Source organism: Enterococcus pseudoavium NBRC 100491 (assembly GCF_001544295.1).
Taxonomy (GTDB): Bacteria; Bacillota; Bacilli; order Lactobacillales; family Enterococcaceae; genus Enterococcus_A; species Enterococcus_A pseudoavium.
Window position 1 is genome coordinate 1 of record NZ_BCQF01000005.1, and the last position, 20,229, is coordinate 20,229.

Consider the following 20,229-nt stretch of genomic DNA (forward strand, 5'->3'; position numbering starts at 1 on the left):
TTTTTATTATTTTCCTAGATAGTCGGTTAAGCGTTTCATCGCTTCCACCAGATTTTCCATTGAAGCAGCATAGCTGATTCGAACATAGCCTTCCCCTTCTGGTCCAAAAGCAATCCCCGGAATCAAGGCTAACTGATTTTTCTCAGCTAAGTCAATACAAAAGGCCATTGAATCTTGCTCCTGATTATCTGGAATCTTAGCAAAGATATAAAATGCCCCTGAAGGTCGTGCGACTTCAAAGCCTAAGTCTGTCATCGCTTGGTAGACAAAGTCACGACGTTCTCGATATTCTTCCCGCATCACTTCTGCATCTGAAATTCCCTGTACTAATGCTCGAACAGCAGCCTTTTGCGAAATCGTCGATGCGGCGGTCACCAAATATTGATGGACTTTGATGATTTGCTCCACCAATTCAGCTGGTGCAAAAATAAAGCCAATCCGCCAACCGGTCATTGCATGTGATTTTGACAGACCGTTAATCACAATCGTCTGTTCTCGTAAGTATTTTCCGAAAGAAACGTGCTTTGTTTCATAATTTAATTCACTATAAATTTCATCACTGAGCACAAAAATTGGATATTTTTTCAAGGTCTCACTTAAATCTGCTACCTCTTTCTCATTGTAAGCAACCCCCGTAGGATTTGATGGTGATGTAATGATGATTGCTTTGACTTTTTCCCCATGCTCAGCCATCGCTTGATCAATCTGCTCCGGTGTCAAAACAAAGCCGGTTGCTCGTGTATCAATATATACCGGTTCGGCTCCTGCTAATAAGATTAACGGCTCATAACCTGGATAAGTCGGTGCCGGCAGTAATACTTTATCGCCCTCTTCTAAAATGGCTAATAAACTAGCCGATAGTGCTTCTGTTGCTCCGACAGTCACCAAAACTTCAGTGGTCGGCTGATAATTGACCGTATATTTTTCAGATAAAAAACGACTGGCTGCTTCACGTACATCAAGCAGGCCGGCCATACCTGTATAGTGGCTAAAATTATCCCTAATCGCTTGCTTCCCGGCTTCTTTGACATGCTCAGGGGTATTAAAATCTGGTTCACCTAATGTTAATTTCAACATATTAGGAATACCAGAGACTTTTTCATCAAATTGACGAATCAATGAGACGGCGATTTCATAGACATTTTTGTTAAAGCGATCTTGTAATTTATTCATATAACCCCTCCATTTTTAATCATATTATCACAATTCATCAGATAGTAAAGAAAAAATTCTCCGTGAGGAATCCCTATTTAACTCAATCCAGTATTGGTTCTACAACTGATTTAATCGTTATCACACTTTTTTTTAGTTTACTAAGTTTTTAACTGCCCCTCTTTTTTCGAAAAAGTTTCAATCAGGAAATAATTTGACTCTAAATAAATAACGGTTTGTTGATAGCAGCATAAAATAACCCTAATTATGCTTTTCTATTTTCCGTTTTCCATTGTATTGACGATTTATTAAACATAAAATAACTATAGAAGCATTTTACAGGAGGTCTTCTATGATGACTAAGAAAAAAGGCAAGTTAATTCCTTTTATTTTCTATTTGATTCCTTACGTCCACCTAACACTAGCAATCGATTATCTTTTTGATTCGCTTACAGGAATCTTTCTATTTTTGGTATTTACGGTCGCAATTGGTTTTTACGCTAAAGTGACCCAACAACTGACTTTGCTAATATTAGGTAATTTTATTAATATTATTTTAAGCTGTTCACTCATTATTTTTAAAAACCCTTTAATCAGCCTATACCATTCCTCATCCCCATTTACAACTGCGATTCCCTTAGTCGCCCTTTTTCTGATTACTCAGTTAACAGGAATTTTTTGGGGCTATGTGCTGCAAAAAGAAGGGTCGGAAGAAAAAAATAATCAACCTAAAAAGGCTGCAGAACGTTAAAAAGTTCTGCAGCCTTTTTTTCTCATCGAAATTTACTGCGCACGCATGCTAAAAACTGATCCCTCTTTTTGATACTCCTGTTTTTCATAGTAAGGATCTACATCGCTTAATATGTAGATCGTTTGTTCAGGAAAATCAGCACTGACTCGCTCCATCAGATAACGTCCATAGTTCTTCCCACGACTATTGATATCGACTAATAGATCATAAACATAGATTCCAAAGCCAGCATCTTCACGACAACGGATATAGCCACAAAGAGTGTCATTCTCCAAAAGCACGTAAGTTAGAGAAGTTTGTAACGCCAACTGATATTTTTCTCTCCCATCCCCCAAGCAATAGTCATCCCAATCGGCTTCTTTTTCCATCATTACAAATAAGGCAACACTGTCGGCTGCTTTATAAGGCCGAATGCACCAACTTGGTTTCATAAAAAACGCCTCCTTCTGATTTTATAATAGCAAAGTTTACTAACCCTACTTCCTTAAATTATGCATCATCAAAAAAAGACATTCATCACTGAATGTCTTATAGCCGATCAAAGTAATCTCGCGTAGCTTGTTCATCTAATTTAAGCTGTTTAATCAAGTCTTCCGCTGATTCAAAAGCGACTTGCCCCCGTAGCATATGATACCAGCGGACCTTTACTTTTTCACCATAAATCTCTTGGTTGAAATCTAAAATATTAATTTCTACTGTTAACATCCGATTCGTCCCGAAAGTGTCATTATGTCCAATCGATCCCATCGCTGGATACCAGCGATCTCCAACTTTGATCTGATTTACATACACACCTTCTTTAGGTAATTTCATATCCTCAGGTACTTGGATATTAGCGGTCGGATAGCCTAACAATCTACCACGAGCCTCGCCATGAATCACAGTGCCACTGGTTTCATAAATATAACCTAATAGATGATTGGCTTCTTCCAAACGACCTTCTGATAATAACCGTCTAATCCGAGAAGAACTGATTTTTTCATCCTCATGTTCTTCGGTTTTTTTAGCTACCATCACGACCTCAAAGCGCTCTTGCGCATACTCCGGTAAATGTGCTGCATCTGCTGTTTGATCTTTGCCAAAATTGTAATCAAAGCCTGAAACGGCGACTTTTGCATGCAGGCCAACAATATATTGGTCTACAAAAGCCTGTGGTGCTAAAGACGCAAAAGACGACGTAAACGCGACTTCATATAATAGATCTACCCCTAATTTTTTCATCCGTTCTTCCTTTTGTTTCAATGTAGAAAGATATTGGATCGGTTTGCTTTGAATTTGCTGAAAAACCACTGCAGGGTGCTGATTAAAAGTCATTACTGCCAACTTCAAATGTTTTTCTTGCGCGATTTTTTTCCCGGTGTTAATCACTTCTTGATGTCCCCGATGAACACCGTCAAAAAAGCCTAACACTAATACAACATCATCGGTGGGAATTTCAGCTGGCTGATAAGGATGACGTAATTTGATAATCTCCATCTGTTATACCTCATTTCGAATGACTTTACTAGGCTTCAAAAAACCGGCTTTATCTGGATGTAGCCCGTAAAGACTAACTAATTGATTTTGATAGAAAAAAGCGATCAACTTTTCTGGGGCTTCTTTTAAGCCAAAGGTACTCAGCGGTAAGACTTGACCATTTTTTACCTTTTGCCAAACGGCATCGGTTAAATCAATTCGAGGAAATTCCTTCATTGCTGCTTCGATCGGCTGCAAGACTTGATCGATTTGTTTTTCTTCCATCAATTCACTAACTTGTGCTAAGGTTACAGCTTGTCCAACTGAAAAACCCCCACTAGCCAACCGTGTCAAATCTGACATATGCGCAGGATAACCCAGCTTAGCCCCTAGATCTACTGCTAATGTTCGGACGTAAGTTCCTTTCCCACAAGTCACTTGAAAGCGCCAACTCTGAGTTTTTTGAATTTCATCATAAACTGGAGTCGTTGTTCGCTGGAAGCTTTCGATGATTGCTTCACGCTTGGGGCGTTCAACCGTTTTGCCTGCTCGCGCATATTCGTATAAGCGCTTGCCATTTACTTTAACCGCAGAATACATTGGTGAGACTTGAGTGATTTTCCCGACAAAACTTGCCATCATTTGATCAATTTCAGTATCGGTCAAAGGCTTTTCCACCGCTTTTTCTGCGACAACTTCACCGCTACGATCTTCCGTGGTGGTGGAAAATCCTAGCGTAATCTCACCTTCGTAAATTTTTCCGCTATCTTGTAAATATTCAATCACTTTGGTTCCTTTACCAATACAGATTGGTAGTACACCATCGACATCGGGATCTAAGGTTCCACCATGACCAACTTTCTTAGTCTGTAATATTTTTCTTAGTTTAAAGACACAGTCATGACTCGTCATACCGCGCTCTTTCCATAACGGTAAAATACCGTCCATCGCTGTTTCCTCATTTCTTTTTATAATCAACGTTCCCATTATAGCATAGCTGCTCTAGGAATTGGCAAGACAGCTTTTACTTCAATCAATGATTTATGATCCGTCAATCAGTGCTAGATCATCATCGACACAAAAAAGAGACTAGCCTTTTGACAGTCTCTTTTCAAGCTTATTTTTTTTGCTGCTTTTTCTTTTTTCGCTGACGATTCAGTGCGAAAGTAATACTAGGCTCCGTCGATGGCCGCATTGCATAAGACTCTAGCTGATTGACTTGATGGCGATAATTGTTCGCCGCAAAGTTCGAGATATCACCCTTCACCTCATATTCATCGATCGTCTTTCTTTCTAAATAGAAGCCGCGAATCAACTCTTTGGCATATTGCGGATCTTGCTGAATCAAATACGTGCCAAACAAGCCATGACCACTGACTTGATTCATTAAATTTTTCCGTTCATCAACAAAAAAATCAATCAATTCTTCATCGTAAACATCCCGCAAGTTTTCTAAACTATCTAGGATGGCTTCACTATTACGGACAAAGATTTTTCTAAGAGAAGAAATATCTTCATTATCTACCGTTTCCTTGCGCTTCTGGCGACGTTGCCAAAACATCTTCGGATGCAGAATGACCCGAATAATTCGGCGAACAAAAATCAGCCAAAAACTAAGCAATGACAGCACCTGCTTGGTTACTGATTCTGATACATTCGAAATGAAGCGTGAATACAGACGATAAGCCCCGGCATCGATCTGATGTCTTCTAAAGCTTTCATCTAATCCATCTCGTTCAACAGAAATGATCAATGCTTGGATTTCTTGGAATTCTTGTTGCGCGCTTTCTGGCATTGAATTGTTGAAGATTGTTTGGATCCGACTTTGATAATTTGCAATCACTGCCAGTAGTGCAAAGCGTTCTTTTTCACTGAGCTGTTTGTTCTCTAAATCTTCATAGAGCTCGCTGATTACTTCTTGGAAGATTTGCATTAACTTCGGATCGGTCGGTGGAACAACCTCGCCCTCAGCCAACACTGGTAAAAGAATCATCCCGATAATCAACGTCAAAAAGGTGACACAAGCGGTGATAAACAGTAATAATGAACGTTCAGGAAATTCCAGTCCATTAATTGTTGTTGGTAAAATAAAAATTGTCGCAATACTGACGGTTCCTTTGACCCCACCGAAAGTCAACAGCAGGCGATCCCTTAATTGTGCATGACTTTTTTTCCAGCCTTGCGTCACAATATAATAGCCGCTAACAAACAAAAAGCGCAAGGCAAATAGCAAGGCGGTCAATAATAGAACGATCCCTAACAAGTGCAGATTAGAATAGGTTCGACTATTCCAAACCGGAGAAAAGACTTGCGACAATTCAATCCCTAAGAAAATAAACACTAAGGCATTTAACATAAAACTGATTGTTTTCCAAGTACTTTCGGTTACACTTGATAATTGTGCCTCAAATAAGGTCACACGGCGAAACCCTGTGGCTTGTAAAACCCCAGTGACCACCGCAGCGATAATTCCTGAAGCATGAAACAATTCCGCAATAAAATACGCCGTAAAAGGCAGAATCAACTCAATCAATAAATAGGCCGAAACATCTTGCGCGGAAATACGTTCAATAATTTTTATGACTTCGTTTTTAATCCAAATAACACCTAAGCCGACTAACACACCGACAATACTAGATTCTAATAGGGAAAGCGAGGCATCGGCTACCGAAAACTGTCCGGTCAATAAAGCTGCCACCGCAAACTGAAAGGCGGTGACACCCGTGGCATCATTAATCAGACCTTCACCTTCTAAGACGTGCATCACTGATTCTGGAATATTTAAGCGTTTCGCCAGTGAGCTAACTGCCACCGCATCGGTCGGCCCTAACGAAGCACCAAATGCCAAACATGCGGCAAGGGGAATCACCGGTAAAATACTGTGGAGTACTAAACCTAAGCCAAACAACGTAAAGATAACCCCGCCAAAAGCCAGCAATAGAATCAAGCTGAAATGTTTCAAAATCGAAGGGATATCAGCTGTCTCGCCTTCACGAAACAGTAACGGCGCGATGATCATAACTAAAAAAACTTCCGGCTCAAAACGTATCGACGTACCGACTTCAGTAAATCCTAAAATAATCCCAATGATGATTTGGATCATAAAAATGGGAAAAGATGGAAAAACTTTTGCTAAAACATTGGATAAGGTAATAGCAATGGCCAAAATGATAATGATCTCAACTAAGCCCATTCAATCACCTCTTAGAACAATTCTCTTTTGCTTTACATAATAATTTTAAAAATTCTCTCTTCTTACTAATGATCCGATCTTCTAAGTCAGATAATTCTTTTGACTGACCATCTAATGACAACTGCGCACGTTTTGTTTCCATTCGCAGCAAATCATGTTTCATGCGTTCTAATTTACGCGATGTTAAGAGATTGATTTTTTTTATTTTTTGCTTAACGGCTTTGCGTTCTTCCGGACTCAAATTATCAAATTCTTTGTGGAGCGCCTTCATCCGTTCTTCAAATTCTGTCGTCATTTCAGACTTTGCCTCCTTGAAAATATCCAGCAAAAGGATTACATACAAACTGCATCCACTGTAACAGGATTCGACTAAAAAAGCAATCGACTTACCACTGCCAAAAGCTGATTTAGGGGTAAATCTTAGCATTTTATTTCTCATCCCCATTATGGTGATTGATAAGCCCAGAAATTTTCTTGTGTCCTTACCTTTCACCAAAGTAAAACTACATTAATAGCTCACAAATAAAGGTCTGGAACATTTACTTGTCCCAGACCTGATAACTCACCTATTTATTCTTTGTTTAAATCACGAATCATTTGATCAATCTTAGAACCGTATTCAACGGATTCATCTAATTCAAAAAATAATTCTGGCGTTTTATAGATTGATAAAGCTTGACCTAGTTCACGTCGAATTAAGCCTGTCGCTTTATTCAAGCCAGCTTGCGCCTTTTCTTTGTCTGAAGCTTTCTCAGACAATAAACTATAATAAATCGTAGCTTGCTGCAAATCGCCAGTAACATGGACATCGGTGATATTTACTTCTTGGACCCGCGGATCGCGAACCTTTTTCCGTAAAATATCATTGACCTCTTTTAAAACTTCTTGCGCAAGACGACGATCGCGATAATTTGGCATAGCAACTGCCTCCTTTTATACAACTAATTAAATAGCCAAAAACTCTTCACTCCCGCATAACGGAAGTGAAGTTGGCTTTTATTTTGGTTTGATTTCTTCCATAACGAATCCTTCGATTACATCATCAACCTTGATATCATTAAAGTTTTCGATCATTGCTCCACATTCAAAGCCCATCTTAACTTCTTTGACATCATCTTTGAAACGTTTCAAGCTGGCAAGTTTGCCTTCATAGATAACGATTCCGTCACGGATAATCCGGACGCCACTATCCCGTTGAATCGAACCTTCGTTCACGTAACAGCCGGCGATTGTTCCTACCTTAGAAACTTTATACGTTTCACGAACACTCATTTGACCAGTGATTTTTTCTTCATATTCAGGATCAAGCATACCTTTCATCGCTGTTTCAATTTCTTCGATGGCTTTATAGATAATCCGGTGGAGACGGATATCTACTTTCTCAGCTGTTGCTTGTTGTTTGGCTTGCGGAGTTGGACGAACGTTAAATCCAATAATGATCGCATTACTTGCTGCTGCTAAGGTCACATCGCTTTCGTTGATAGCACCTACAGCTGAATGGACGATCTTCACGCGAACGCCTTCTACATCAATTTTATTTAATGACGCTGCTAAGGCTTCGGCAGAACCTTGTACGTCCGCCTTGATGATTACATTTACTTCTTTTAGTTCGCCCTCTTTAAGAGATTCGAACAAGTTATCCAATGTTACCCGAGCGTTAGCATTACGGTGTTCAAGCACTGCCCGTTTTGCGCGCTCTTCACCAGCTGCACGAGCTGTTTTTTCATCATCAAAGGTTGCAAAGCGATCCCCGGCTTGCGGTACATCGTTCAATCCAGTGATTTCTACTGGTGTAGCAGGACCAGCTGTTTTTTCACGGCGACCGATATCATTGGTCATAACCCGGACCCGTCCGAAAGTATTTCCGACTACGATTGGATCCCCGACATGCATCGTTCCTTGTTGAACTAATAAAGTTGCAACTGGACCTTTTCCTTTGTCTAAACGGGCTTCGATGACTGTTCCGATACCATGTTGTGTTGGATCAGCTTTCAAGTCTTCTACTTCGGCGACTAAAAGAATCATTTCTAATAGTTCATCGATATTTTGGTTGAACTTCGCAGAGATTTCTACAAAGATCGTATCGCCACCCCAAGCTTCAGGAATCAATTCATATTCGCTTAATTCTTGCATTACATGTTGTGGGTTAGCACCAGGTTTATCAATTTTATTCACAGCTACGATGATCGGCACTTTCGCCGCTTTCGCGTGATTGATCGCTTCAATCGTTTGTGGCATCACGCCATCATCTGCCGCAACAACTAAGATTGTGATATCAGTGATACTTGCTCCACGAGCTCGCATGCTTGTAAAGGCCGCGTGCCCAGGGGTATCTAAGAAGGTAATTGGTTTGCCGGCAATATCGATTTGGTAGGCACCAATATGCTGTGTAATTCCCCCAGCTTCTCCACTAGTTACTCGTGAATGACGCAAAGTATCTAGTAAAGTTGTTTTCCCATGGTCAACGTGACCCATGATGGTAACAACTGGTGGACGAGAAACTAAGTTTTCTTCATTGACTTCTTCCGTATCAAAGAACCGGTCGATATCAGCAATATCAATTTGAACTTTTTCTTGTGGTTCAATGCCATAATCTGTGGCTAATAATTCAATCGTATCTTTGTCTAATGGTTGGTTTTGGTTGACCATGACGCCCATCATGAATAATTTTTTGATGATTTCAGCTGGCTCGCGATGAATCTTCTTAGCAATATCGGCTACGTTCATGCCTTCTGTATATTCTAATACTTCAGGTAATTCACGGAATTTACGTGGTGGGACAGCTGGTTTATTGCTTTGCTGTTGTCTCCCCTTCTTACCTTTTTTATTGAATTTATTTTTATTGCGATTTTGGCCGCCAAAGCTATTGTTACGATTTTGGTTACCATAATTTTTATTGCGGTTTTGATTACTTGTTTGATTTGACCCGCCTTGATTTGAACGTTGTGCATTGTTGCTATTACTTTGTGCCGGACGTTGACCTTGGTTTGGACGTTGCGCATTGTTGTTACTACTTTGCGCTGGGCGTTGACCTTGATTTGGACGTTGCGCATTGTTGTTACTACTTTGCGCTGGGCGTTGACCTTGGTTTGGACGTTGCGCATTGTTGTTATTGCTTTGCGCTGGACGTTGACCTTGGTTTGGACGTTGCGCATTGTTGTTATTGCTTTGCGCTGGGCGTTGACCTTGATTTTGACGTTGCGCATTGTTGCTATTGCTTTGCGCTGGACGTTGGCTATTATTTGTGTTCCCTTGTTTTGGACGATTTTGTCCTTGGTTTGAACGATTATCGTTCGCTGAGTTGTTCTGTCTATTATTTTGTGTCAAGTCTTTATTTCCTTTTCTATTCTGGAAATTTGGGTTGTTCTTAGAGCTCTTTCCATGGAATTTTGTTTTTTCGTGCTGGTTAGCTGATGGTTTTGCTTGAGTATTTGTTTTTGGCTTGCTAGAAAATGCTTGTTTCAGTTTCGTCTCATCATCTCCAGACAATGAACCCATGTGATTTTTCACATCAATCCCTAAAGCGTGTGCTTTCTCAACGACATCCTTACTAGACTGATTCATTTCTTTGGCAAATTCATATACTCTTTTATTTCCCATGCAATCACCTTCCTAACCTGTTATTAACGACATGATTTTATTGGCGAATCCTTGGTCTAAAATCCCGATAACTTTTCGAGGTTTGCCAATCGCATCAAAAATTTCTCCTTGCGTAAATTCGACAATACATGTCGTCTGATAGTAGTTACTTTTGTCTGATACCTTTTTCTGTGTATTACCACTCGCATCCGAAGTAACAATTACGAGTTTCGCCGTTTGTTTGCGAATCTCATTGATCGTCAATTCTTCTCCTGTGATCAGTTTGCCTGCACGCATTGCTAGGCCTAACATGTCCAAGGCCTTCTGCTTATTCATTGCCAAAGAGCTCTTTTCTGGCTTTTTGGTGTTTCACATAATCAAGTAGTTCTTGATAAAATTCATCACTTAATTCAATACCTAAAGTACGGTCTAAAATGCGTTTCTTCCAAGCCGTTTCAACTTCTTCCGGATCTAACGCAACATAGGCACCACGCCCAGGCTTTTTACCAGAAGGATCAAGTGAAACTTCGCCTTCTTTAGACTTAGCGATTCGAATTAAATCTTTTTTTGGGAACATTTCACCGGAAACGACCGATTTACGCAAAGGAACTTTTCTTTTTTTCATTTGCTGTCCTCCCATTGTTTATTCTTCTTCAGAAGCAACATCTTGAATTTCATCTGTTACGACGGTTGTCGTTTCTTCCACATCGCTTGTATCTTCTTGGTCTTCAATCTCAGTTGTCACTGATTCCAATTCTTCCACTTCTGCTTCGTCATAATTGGCATAAAACTCTTCCATATCAGATTCAGATTTGATGTCGATTTTGTGGGCGGTAAGTTTAGCGGCTAAGCGTGCGTTTTGTCCTCGTTTACCAATCGCTAGCGATAATTGATAATCTGGAACAACGACGGTACAAACTTTTGGATTGTTGATATCAAAAATGACATCCTCAACTTGGGCTGGATTCAACGAGTTTGCGATAAAGACCGCTGGATCTTCGTTCCATTCCACAATATCCATATTTTCGCCTTTTAATTCATTAACAATCGCTTGAACCCGTTGCCCTTTAGGACCAACACAAGTTCCAACTGGATCGATGTTCGGATCAGTCGAACGAACCGCTACTTTAGCACGATCACCTGCTTCACGAGCAATGCTGACAATCTCAACGATTCCGTCATAGACTTCAGGGATTTCTTGTTCAAATAAGCGACGCAATAAATCTGGATGGCTCCGGCTTACAAAAACTTGTGGGCCCTTTGACGTATTTTCCACGCGAGAAACGTAAACTTTGATCCGATCATGCGGTTTGTAATGCTCGTTAGGCATTTGGTCTTGTTTTGAAAGAACCGCTTCGATCTTGCCTAAGTTAACATAGATGTAACGATTATCTTGACGTTCAACCACACCTTGCATGATGTCTTTTTCATAAGCGCTGTACTCATTATAAATGATACTGCGTTCTGCTTCACGAACACGTTGCAAAATGACTTGTTTCGCCGTTTGAGCTGCAATTCGACCAAAATCTTTTGGTGTCACTTCAAAACGGATCGTGTCACCAATTTCATATGCTGGATTGATCTCCATTGCATCCTTCAATGAAACTTCTAATTGCGAATCCATGACTTCTTCTGTTACTTCTTTCACGGCATAAACATGGATATCACCTTTTTTTTCATTGAATTCAACTTCAACGTTTTGAGATTGACCATAATGACGTTTGTAGGCAGAAACTAAAGCCGCCTCCAACGCGTCAATCACGATTTCTTTCGAAATACCTTTTTCTGCTTCTAGAGTATCCAGCGCATTCAGCATTTCTTTACTCATTTTAACTTTCCTCCCAAGAATCAATTTTCATAGAAAATTTTTGTTTTGTATAATAAGACGTAAGCGATCGCTTAAAATTCTATCGCAAAGCGAGCTTTTGCAATATTTTTACGCTCAAAGACCATGTCTTTGGTACGCGTTTTGATTTTAACTGTCAATGTTAGTTCATCTTCAGTTAGCTCTTTTAAAAAGCCTTGATACTGTTTTTCACCATCAATATTTTGATAAAGCGAAACATTGATATATTGTCCGATCGCTTTTTGGTAATCTTCTTCTTTTTTCAATGGACGTTCGGCCCCTGGTGAAGAAACCTCAAGAAAATATGCTTGTGGAATCGGATCTGGATCGATCGAATCCAATTTATCGCTAAGCTGCTCGCTCACAAAGGCGCATTCTTCAATATCGATGCCGCCTTCTTTATCGATAAATACTCTTAAAAACCAGCTTTTCCCTTCTTTGACAAATTCGACTTCGACCAACTCAAAATTTTGTTCGTCCAAAATCGGGGTTACTAAGTCAGTCACTGTTTCGACTACACTACTCAAACTGTCAGCCTCCTTTATTCCATTAAAAAGAGTGAGCGAAAAATCCGCTCACTCACCATCAGTCATATGATTACTTTGTTATATTAGCATAAATTAATTGAAAATTCAAGCTTGCCATTTTCATAGTAGAAATATTTTTCATTTTAAGCTTGAATTTATCTTTTTCTTTACATATCAAAGAGTGAAAGTTGGTTTTCATCAGGTAAATCTTTCAAGACACCATGAGTATCCATGTACTCAATCAATGTTTTAGATACTTTCCCCCGGGAAGCCAGATCTTCCTTCGATAAAAAGATGCCGTTTTTACGGGCTTCAACGATTTGTTTTGCCACGTTTAGACCAAGCCCGGGAACTGCACGGAATGGTGCGATCAAGGTATCGCCATCAATCACAAAATCGTGAGCATCCGATTTGTATAAATCAATCATGCCAAAGTGGAAGCCTCGTTCCAGCATCTCATTACACAATTCTAATACCGTCAATTGGTTTTTTTCTTTGGTAGAAGCATCCATTCCCTTATCGGTGATAGCTTTCATCGAAGCTTTAACAGCATCCTTGCCTTTAGCCATCGCAACCAAGTCAAAGTCGTCAGCCCGCACAGAAAAGTACGCACAATAATAAAGAATTGGGAAATAAACTTTAAAGTAAGCCACCCGCAAAGCCATCAAAACATAGGCCGCCGCATGGGCTTTCGGGAACATGTACTTGATTTTAGAACAAGATTCAATGTACCAATCCGGCACATTATTTTCTTTCATCGCTGATAAATAAGTATTTCGCAGCTCTTCATCGATTTTATTCCATTGACCTTTACGAACCGTCTCCATTATTTTGAAAGCCATCCCGCTATCAAGCCCAGCATGGATCAAATAAACCATGATGTCATCTCGACAACCAATCACTTCCGCTAAGTTTGCTTCACCGCGACTGATTAATTCTTCAGCGTTTCCTAACCATACATCGGTCCCGTGGGATAAACCAGAAATCTGCAGTAATTCCGCAAATGTCGTGGGATGGGTCTCTTCAAGCATCCCTCGCACAAAACGGGTCCCAAACTCCGGAATCCCTAATGTTCCAGTTTTAGAATAAATCTGTTCCGGTTCCACATTCAAGACTTGTGGCCCCGCAAAAATTTTCATTACTTCTGGATCGTCGGTCGGGATCGTCACTGGATCAATTCCGGATAATTCTTGCAACATCCGAATCACGGTTGGATCATCGTGTCCTAGGATATCCAGTTTTAAGACATTGTCATGAATCGAGTGAAAATCAAAGTGGGTCGTTTTCCATTCAGAATTTTGATCGTCTGCCGGGTATTGGATCGGTGTGAAGTCATAAACATCCATATAATCCGGAATAACAATAATCCCACCCGGGTGCTGACCCGTCGTTCGTTTAACGCCAGTCGCCCCCTTTGCTAACCGATCGACTTCAGCGTTACGAAAATGCAGATTATGATCTCGTTCATAGCCTTTTACAAAACCATAAGCTGTTTTATCAGCCACCGTACCAATCGTTCCGGCACGATAGACATATTCTTCACCAAACAATACTTTTGTATAATTGTGGGCTTCGGCTTGATAATCTCCTGAGAAGTTCAAATCAATATCGGGAACTTTGTCTCCATGGAAGCCTAAGAAAGTTTCAAAAGGAATATCATGACCATCTTTATTTAAGCGAGCGCCACATTTGGGACAAGCTTTTTCTGGCATATCAAAGCCTGAACCGTAAGAGCCATCTTCAAAAAATTCCGAATACTGGCATTCAGGACAATAATAATGTGGTGGTAAAGGATTGACTTCCGTGATCCCCGTCATCGTAGCGACAAAGCTTGAGCCTACCGACCCCCGAGAACCAACTAAATATCCATCCGCATTACTTTTATGCACCAATTTTTGAGCGATCAAATAAATTACTGAGAACCCATTGCCGATAATCGATGTTAATTCTTTTTCCAACCGCTTCTCAATGATTTCTGGTAGCGGATCACCATAAAGTTCACGCGCACGATTGTAACTTAGTTCTTTAATCTCTTCTTCTGAACCAGGAATTTTTGGCGTGTACAGCTCATCTTTGACTGGAATAATTTCTTCACAAGTCTCGACGATCGTGTTTGGACCATCCACAACGATTTCTTTTGCCAGCTCTGGCCCTAAGAAACTAAAGGCCTGCAACATTTCATCAGTCGTCCGAAAATGTACGTCTGGCAAACTGTGGCGGTTCAGCGGATTAGCGCCTCCCATTGAACTAATCAGGATTTTGCGATAAATCGCATCTTCCTTATTCAAATAGTGAACATCCCCCGTAGCTACTACTGTCTTATTCAAATCTTTTCCGATTTGAATCAAATTGCGCAAAATATCTTCTAGATCGCCCTCATTTTTAACTAATTCTTGTTCGATCAAGGGTGCATAGACAGCCTTAGGCATCACTTCAATATAATCATAAAACGCAGCGCGATTTTTGGCTTCTTCCACGCCTTTTTGCATCATCGCTTCAAAGATTTCGCCTTGCGAGCAGGCTGAACCAATCAAAAGATTTTCCCGCATCTTGCTTAACTGTGAGCGCGGAATCCGTGGAACCCGTTCAAAGTATTCGATATTAGACATCGAGATCAATTTAAACAAGTCTTTTAACCCTGCCTGATTTTTTGCTAAAATCGTAGCATGAAAAGGTCGCGCCCGTTTATATGAATCCCCTTCGCCAACATGATCGTTTAATTGATCATGATAATGCATCTCGTGTTTTTCCATCGCTTCTTTGACAAAAATCCAAGCCAAATGCCCAGTTGCTTCTGCATCATAGACCGCCCGGTGATGCTGTTCTAAATTGACACCAAATTTCTTCGTCAACACACCTAAGCCAAAGCGTTTGAATTCAGGATATAAGAACCGCGCCAATTCCAGTGTATCGATGACAGGATTCGGCGTTTCCGGCATGTCATGACGCACGTAGGTCGTATTGATAAAACCAATATCAAAAGTGGCATTGTGGGCCACCAGAATCGAGCCTTCACAAAATTTTTCAAACAGTTCCATGACTTCTTTTTCCGGCTTTGAACCGCGAACCATTTCATCGGTGATACCAGTCAAATTAATCGTGGTCTCTGACAAGGGATGACCAGGATCGATAAATTCTTCAAAGGTCTCAACCACATTCCCCTTGTGCATTTTAACAGCCGCTAACTCAATAATCGTATCGTAAACTGCTGATAATCCAGTGGTTTCCACGTCAAACACCACGTAGGTAGCGTCAGTTAGTGATTCGTGGGCATCATTATAAGCAATCGGAACACCGTCAGAAACTACATTGGCTTCAACCCCGTATAAGATTTTTACCCCGGCTTTCTTCCCAGCCGCATGTGCTTCTGGGAATGATTGTGCCCCACCGTGATCTGTAATGGCAATCGCTTTATGTCCCCATTTGCCAGCTTGGGCCACCAAATCACTTGCACTATTGATTGCATCCATCGTGCTCATATTCGTATGCAAATGTAATTCAGAACGTTTTTCAGTCGCTGTATCTTGCCGCGCAGGATGTTTTACTTCCTGAATATCTTGCGCATTCATCACTAAATCACGCATGAAAGTATCTTCTTGCACACTTCCGCGAACACGAATCCAGCTGTTGACCGAGATGGCATCAAAGATCGCTTCATCCTTCTCGCCATTCGAAAATTTCTTCACGACAAAAGAGGAAGTATAATCGGTCATTTTTATAATCAAAATCTTCCGTTTAGAACGCAGCTCACGGACTTCCTTATCAAAAATGAAGCCCTCGATCGTAATCCGGCGCTCTTCTTCAATGATATTGCCCATCGGTGTAATTGCTTCATCCGCTGGAATATTACGCCCCATTTGGATGGGACCATCAATCTGAGCAGCATGTTCTTTCTTTTCTTTTTTCTTCGATTCGTATTGCGCTAAACTAGCGGCTGCTTGTTCTTGCATCGCTTGCGCTTGCTCCTGTTTACGAACTTCAAACTCCTGTAACTTTTTATCTGCTTGTTCTTTATCCACTTCCGGATCAATCCGCAAATGGGGAAAACCATAAGAAACTAAATTATCTTCGATTAAAGGCAGGTATTGCTGCTTCAAAAATGGAATGACCGATTCATTATCAATCAATAAAATGATCCATTTGTCTTGAATCGTTGGCAATGTTTTGCTTAAAACTTGTTTAACTAGCGGCGTATCACAATCTTGTTCACTCAAGGCTAGCTGCCAGTAGTTTTGCAACAATGTTTCATCGAATTGATTATTTTCTGGCGCAATATGTAATTTCACGTTGGCAATCGTGTTGAATGCGAGTTGCAGCTTCTGATGAAACGCATAAAATAATTTAGCCGGTAAAATTTCCGGTGTTTGAATGAAGAATTCCCACACTCGCGATTTTTCATGAACAATCACTTCTCTGATCTCTGCTGCTTGAATCAAAGGGTGTTGTTGCTCCGTCTCAGCTAATTCAATTTGTCGTAATAAATTTTCGAATAACTCACGATTTTTAGACAAAATGACATCTCCTTCACTTTTTCAAGTATGATCCAGTATACCTGTTTTTTTTTATGATTGCATTAGAAAAAGGATCGAAAAAATTTCGATCCTTTCATTTAAAAGAAGAAACGCTGGATGTCGTTCCACGTGACTAAAATCATCAAAAGCATGATGAAACCAAAACCAATCATCGTAATCATGCCTTCTTTTTCAGGATCCAGCGGTTTGCCGCGAATTCCTTCGATTAGATTCAAGACAATCTTACCACCATCAAACGCTGGGATCGGCAATAAGTTGACAATCCCTAGGTTGACAGAAAGAACGGCCATCAAATAAATGACTGTGGTAATCCCTGCTTTGGAGGCTTCCGACGACATTTGATACATCATAACCGGGCCACCTAATTTATCCAGACTAAATCCGCTAAACAGCGAACCTAACGTACTAAAGATATTCTTGGTAATTTCCCATGATTGAGTCAGCCCACCGATAATCTTATCAACAAAACCAGTTTTCATATACGGCGATACACCGATCTGCCCGATTTTTTCACCATTGCTATCAATTGTTTTAGGGGTCATCTCGACTGTTTTTTGTTTTCCATCTTGTTCGATGACAACAGTTAATTCTTTCCCAGGCTTTTTAGTGACTGTACTCGTCAGGTCATCCCACGACTGAATTTTTTTGCCGTCAACGGAAACAATCGAATCATGACTCTTCATGCCGGCAGCGGCTGCCGGACTATCTGCTTGGACTGAACCGATTTGATTTGTATTATAATCAGCTACCCCACCTTGCATAAACGCTAAGGCAATAAACAAAAGAATCGTCAAAATAAAATTATTCAGCGGACCTGCAAAATTCGTCAAGATACGTGAACCTAAGTTCGCAGATTGAAATTGAACATCCCGCGGAGCGATTCGGACTTCCGTGCCATTTTCTTCAATCACGGTGGCATCGTGTTCCACCTGGTAACTGGTTTCTTGACTTTCATCCCCATTTAGATAGCCTCTAATCGTCAAATCATCGACTAAATCGGCTGAAATTAATTCCAAGGGGATGCTATTGGGTAATTGAATCTTTTTACTAATATTGATGCGCTTTACTTTATTTTCAGCGGTCAGTTCAACCGATAACGGCGTCCCAGGACTCAACTCGGTTTCTTCTTCCTCTAAACCAGCCATCCGTACATACCCGCCAATTGGTAATAAACGCAAAGTATAAGTTGTTCCATCTTTTGCCATATGTGCAATCAGTTTTGGTCCCATCCCGATTGAGAACTCACGAACTAAGATTCCTGCCCGTTTTGCAAAGAAAAAATGTCCGAATTCATGCACAATCACAAGTACACCAAAAACGATTAAAAACGTAATAATCGTACGCATAATTTTCCTACCTTCACTAGTTTCTTAGAGTTAGTTTATCACAGTCTCGCAAAAAGCGATTCTTTTCCTAAACATTTCAGAGAAAATTTAAAAAAAGGGGACTGAATAGACATTAAAAATTTCGATTCAGCAATCAGAGCTAGCCTTTTAGTCAAAAAAAGAGCGTTCCCGCTCTTTTTAAAAGACTCCTAATAAATGCATCATTGGAAAGACAAACAGCATACTGTCAAAGCGGTCCAAAATACCGCCATGTCCAGGTAAGATCTTCCCTGAATCCTTCACATCGTAATGGCGTTTGATCGCTGATTCAACCAAATCACCAAATTGTCCTACCACAGAGAAAATAATCGTAAAGATAATCATCGTCACTAGATTGTGTGAAAAGACTTGCGGTTGAACTAAATAGAAGACCACGGCGACGACCACCGCACTGACAATCCCGCCAAGCGCCCCTTCAATTGTTTTATTAGGTGAAATTTCAGGCCAAAGCTTGTGCTTGCCGATTTGTCGTCCGACCATATAAGCACCAATATCCGTTGCCCAAACAACAAAGAAAGCAAACAATAAAATTGCCAAACCATCAGCCCGCGCAGTCACCAAATTTTGGAACCCAACACCGACATACAGACTGGCTACCACCGGAAATCCGGCCTCATCAATCGTATACGTATTTTTTGAAACGACTGAGAAGCCTAAAATAATCATTACTGTTAAATAAAAGAGTAAAAAGTTACTGTTACTGCCACTTAGAAAAGGCATCCAACGTTCTGCTGGTAGCACGAGAAAAACGGCCCCTAAAATCGACAGAACCCCTTCAAAACTCACAATCGCTAACCCTTTCATGCGGAATAATTCATATACCCCGATTCCCGCTAACACGGCTGCCGCTAGTTCAACAGCGATTCCCCCGACATATAAGATCGGAATAAAAATCGCCAAAGCAACAACCGCGGTAATCACACGTTGTCTCATAGCTAATCCTCCTAATTCAATTAAAATATTTCATGAAAATCTATTTAGTCTCGCTTTCGTTGCTCAACCCACCAAAACGCCGATTTCTTTGCTGGAACGAGGCAATCGCTGCTTCTAAATGTGCTCCGTCAAAATCCGGCCACAAAGCTTTGGTGAAGTACAATTCGCTATAGGCTAATTGCCAAAGCAAAAAGTTGCTGATTCTTTCTTCGCCACTAGTTCGTACGACCAATTCCGGATCACGCAAGTCTTCTGGCAAGAAGCCGGTCATCAGATGATCACCGACAATCGTATCATCGATCGCTTCAATCGCTAGTTGATCGTCTTTAACTTCTTGGGCCATTTGTTTGATCGCCGTGATGATTTCTGCCCGACTGCCATAGTTCAAAGCAAAGTTCAAGACCAAGCCATCATTTTGCGCAGTTTGCTCAATTGCCCGTTTCACGGCATCTTGCGTATGAGCAGGTAAATATTCTTCATAACCCATAACGTGGACACGCACATTTTCTTCAATTAGTTCCGGCACAAACGTATCAAAGAAATCTACTGGTAACTGCATTAAGAAATTGACCTCTTCTTCTGGCCGCTTCCAATTCTCCGTTGAAAAAGCATAGAGCGTCAGAACCTTCACGCCTAGACGATTGGCATGTTTAGTGATTTTTTTGACTGTTTCCATTCCTTCTTTGTGTCCAGCAATTCTTGGCAGACGCCGGTTTTGAGCCCAACGACCATTTCCATCCATGATGATGGCGATGTGTTTAGGCACCGCCCCTTCCGGATCAAAAACAAAGGCCGATTCTTCAGGCGTGTATTTCTCTTTTTGTGGAAAAAAACGTAAAACCATGTTTTCCCTCCTCTATCAAGTTAACAAAATAA

At 40.7% G+C, this 20,229-nt stretch carries 17 protein-coding genes; 1 reads left to right on the forward strand and 16 read right to left on the reverse strand.

The genetic code is table 11. From position 1 onward, the window contains the following. Positions 1-6: 6 nt before the first annotated feature. Entirely contained in the window at positions 7-1,173 is a 1,167-nt protein-coding gene (locus EP1_RS03590) for a pyridoxal phosphate-dependent aminotransferase (RefSeq protein WP_067623552.1), read from the reverse strand. A gap of 331 nt (positions 1,174-1,504) precedes the next feature. Here EP1_RS03590 and EP1_RS03595 point away from each other — a divergent pair, with 331 nt between their 5' ends. Next, entirely contained in the window at positions 1,505-1,903 is a 399-nt protein-coding gene (locus EP1_RS03595; RefSeq protein WP_245630581.1) for a hypothetical protein, read from the forward strand. A gap of 32 nt (positions 1,904-1,935) precedes the next feature. On the opposite strand, the gene EP1_RS03600 is transcribed toward EP1_RS03595, so the two are convergent. From EP1_RS03600 to uppS, 15 genes are all read right to left on the reverse strand, one after another. Further along, complete coding sequence (locus EP1_RS03600; protein WP_067623554.1) at positions 1,936-2,334, reverse strand: GNAT family N-acetyltransferase; 399 nt, start codon at positions 2,332-2,334, stop codon at positions 1,936-1,938. Positions 2,335-2,431: 97 nt separating this feature from the next. Further along, the gene (ribF, locus tag EP1_RS03605) at positions 2,432-3,379 is read right to left on the reverse strand and encodes a riboflavin biosynthesis protein RibF (protein ID WP_067623556.1); all 948 of its coding nucleotides are present in this window, start codon (positions 3,377-3,379) and stop codon (positions 2,432-2,434) included. A gap of 3 nt (positions 3,380-3,382) precedes the next feature. Further along, complete coding sequence (truB, locus tag EP1_RS03610) at positions 3,383-4,306, reverse strand: tRNA pseudouridine(55) synthase TruB (RefSeq protein ID WP_067623559.1); 924 nt, start codon at positions 4,304-4,306, stop codon at positions 3,383-3,385. Positions 4,307-4,475: 169 nt separating this feature from the next. Next, positions 4,476-6,551 (reverse strand): cation:proton antiporter, encoded by a 2,076-nt coding sequence (locus EP1_RS03615; protein WP_067623563.1) that lies wholly within the window; start codon positions 6,549-6,551, stop codon positions 4,476-4,478. 4 nt (positions 6,552-6,555) lie between these two features. After that, a complete protein-coding gene (locus EP1_RS03620) occupies positions 6,556-6,846 on the reverse strand; it encodes a hypothetical protein (protein WP_067623566.1) in 291 nt (96 codons plus the stop codon). A gap of 275 nt (positions 6,847-7,121) precedes the next feature. Then, entirely contained in the window at positions 7,122-7,469 is a 348-nt protein-coding gene (rbfA, locus tag EP1_RS03625; protein WP_067623569.1) for a 30S ribosome-binding factor RbfA, read from the reverse strand. A gap of 78 nt (positions 7,470-7,547) precedes the next feature. Further along, entirely contained in the window at positions 7,548-10,151 is a 2,604-nt protein-coding gene (infB, locus tag EP1_RS03630; RefSeq protein ID WP_067623572.1) for a translation initiation factor IF-2, read from the reverse strand. Positions 10,152-10,163: 12 nt separating this feature from the next. Then, positions 10,164-10,466, reverse strand: a complete 303-nt coding sequence (locus tag EP1_RS03635; protein ID WP_067623575.1) for a YlxQ-related RNA-binding protein — start codon at positions 10,464-10,466, stop codon at positions 10,164-10,166. Then, complete coding sequence (rnpM, locus tag EP1_RS03640) at positions 10,459-10,755, reverse strand: RNase P modulator RnpM (RefSeq protein ID WP_067623579.1); 297 nt, start codon at positions 10,753-10,755, stop codon at positions 10,459-10,461. Before rnpM ends, EP1_RS03635 begins: the two co-directional genes overlap by 8 nt. Positions 10,756-10,773: 18 nt before the next feature. Next, positions 10,774-11,958 (reverse strand): transcription termination factor NusA, encoded by a 1,185-nt coding sequence (nusA, locus tag EP1_RS03645; RefSeq protein ID WP_067623583.1) that lies wholly within the window; start codon positions 11,956-11,958, stop codon positions 10,774-10,776. Between the two features lie 71 nt (positions 11,959-12,029). After that, positions 12,030-12,503, reverse strand: a complete 474-nt coding sequence (gene rimP, locus EP1_RS03650) for a ribosome maturation factor RimP (RefSeq protein WP_067623586.1) — start codon at positions 12,501-12,503, stop codon at positions 12,030-12,032. A 167-nt stretch (positions 12,504-12,670) separates the two neighbouring features. Beyond that, the gene (locus EP1_RS03655; RefSeq protein WP_067623589.1) at positions 12,671-17,014 is read right to left on the reverse strand and encodes a PolC-type DNA polymerase III; all 4,344 of its coding nucleotides are present in this window, start codon (positions 17,012-17,014) and stop codon (positions 12,671-12,673) included. 98 nt (positions 17,015-17,112) lie between these two features. Further along, positions 17,113-18,381 (reverse strand): RIP metalloprotease RseP, encoded by a 1,269-nt coding sequence (gene rseP / locus EP1_RS03660; RefSeq protein WP_067623593.1) that lies wholly within the window; start codon positions 18,379-18,381, stop codon positions 17,113-17,115. 177 nt (positions 18,382-18,558) lie between these two features. Further along, a complete protein-coding gene (locus EP1_RS03665; RefSeq protein WP_067623596.1) occupies positions 18,559-19,353 on the reverse strand; it encodes a phosphatidate cytidylyltransferase in 795 nt (264 codons plus the stop codon). 40 nt (positions 19,354-19,393) lie between these two features. Then, positions 19,394-20,197, reverse strand: a complete 804-nt coding sequence (gene uppS / locus EP1_RS03670) for an undecaprenyl pyrophosphate synthase (protein ID WP_067623600.1) — start codon at positions 20,195-20,197, stop codon at positions 19,394-19,396. Positions 20,198-20,229 lie beyond the last annotated feature (32 nt).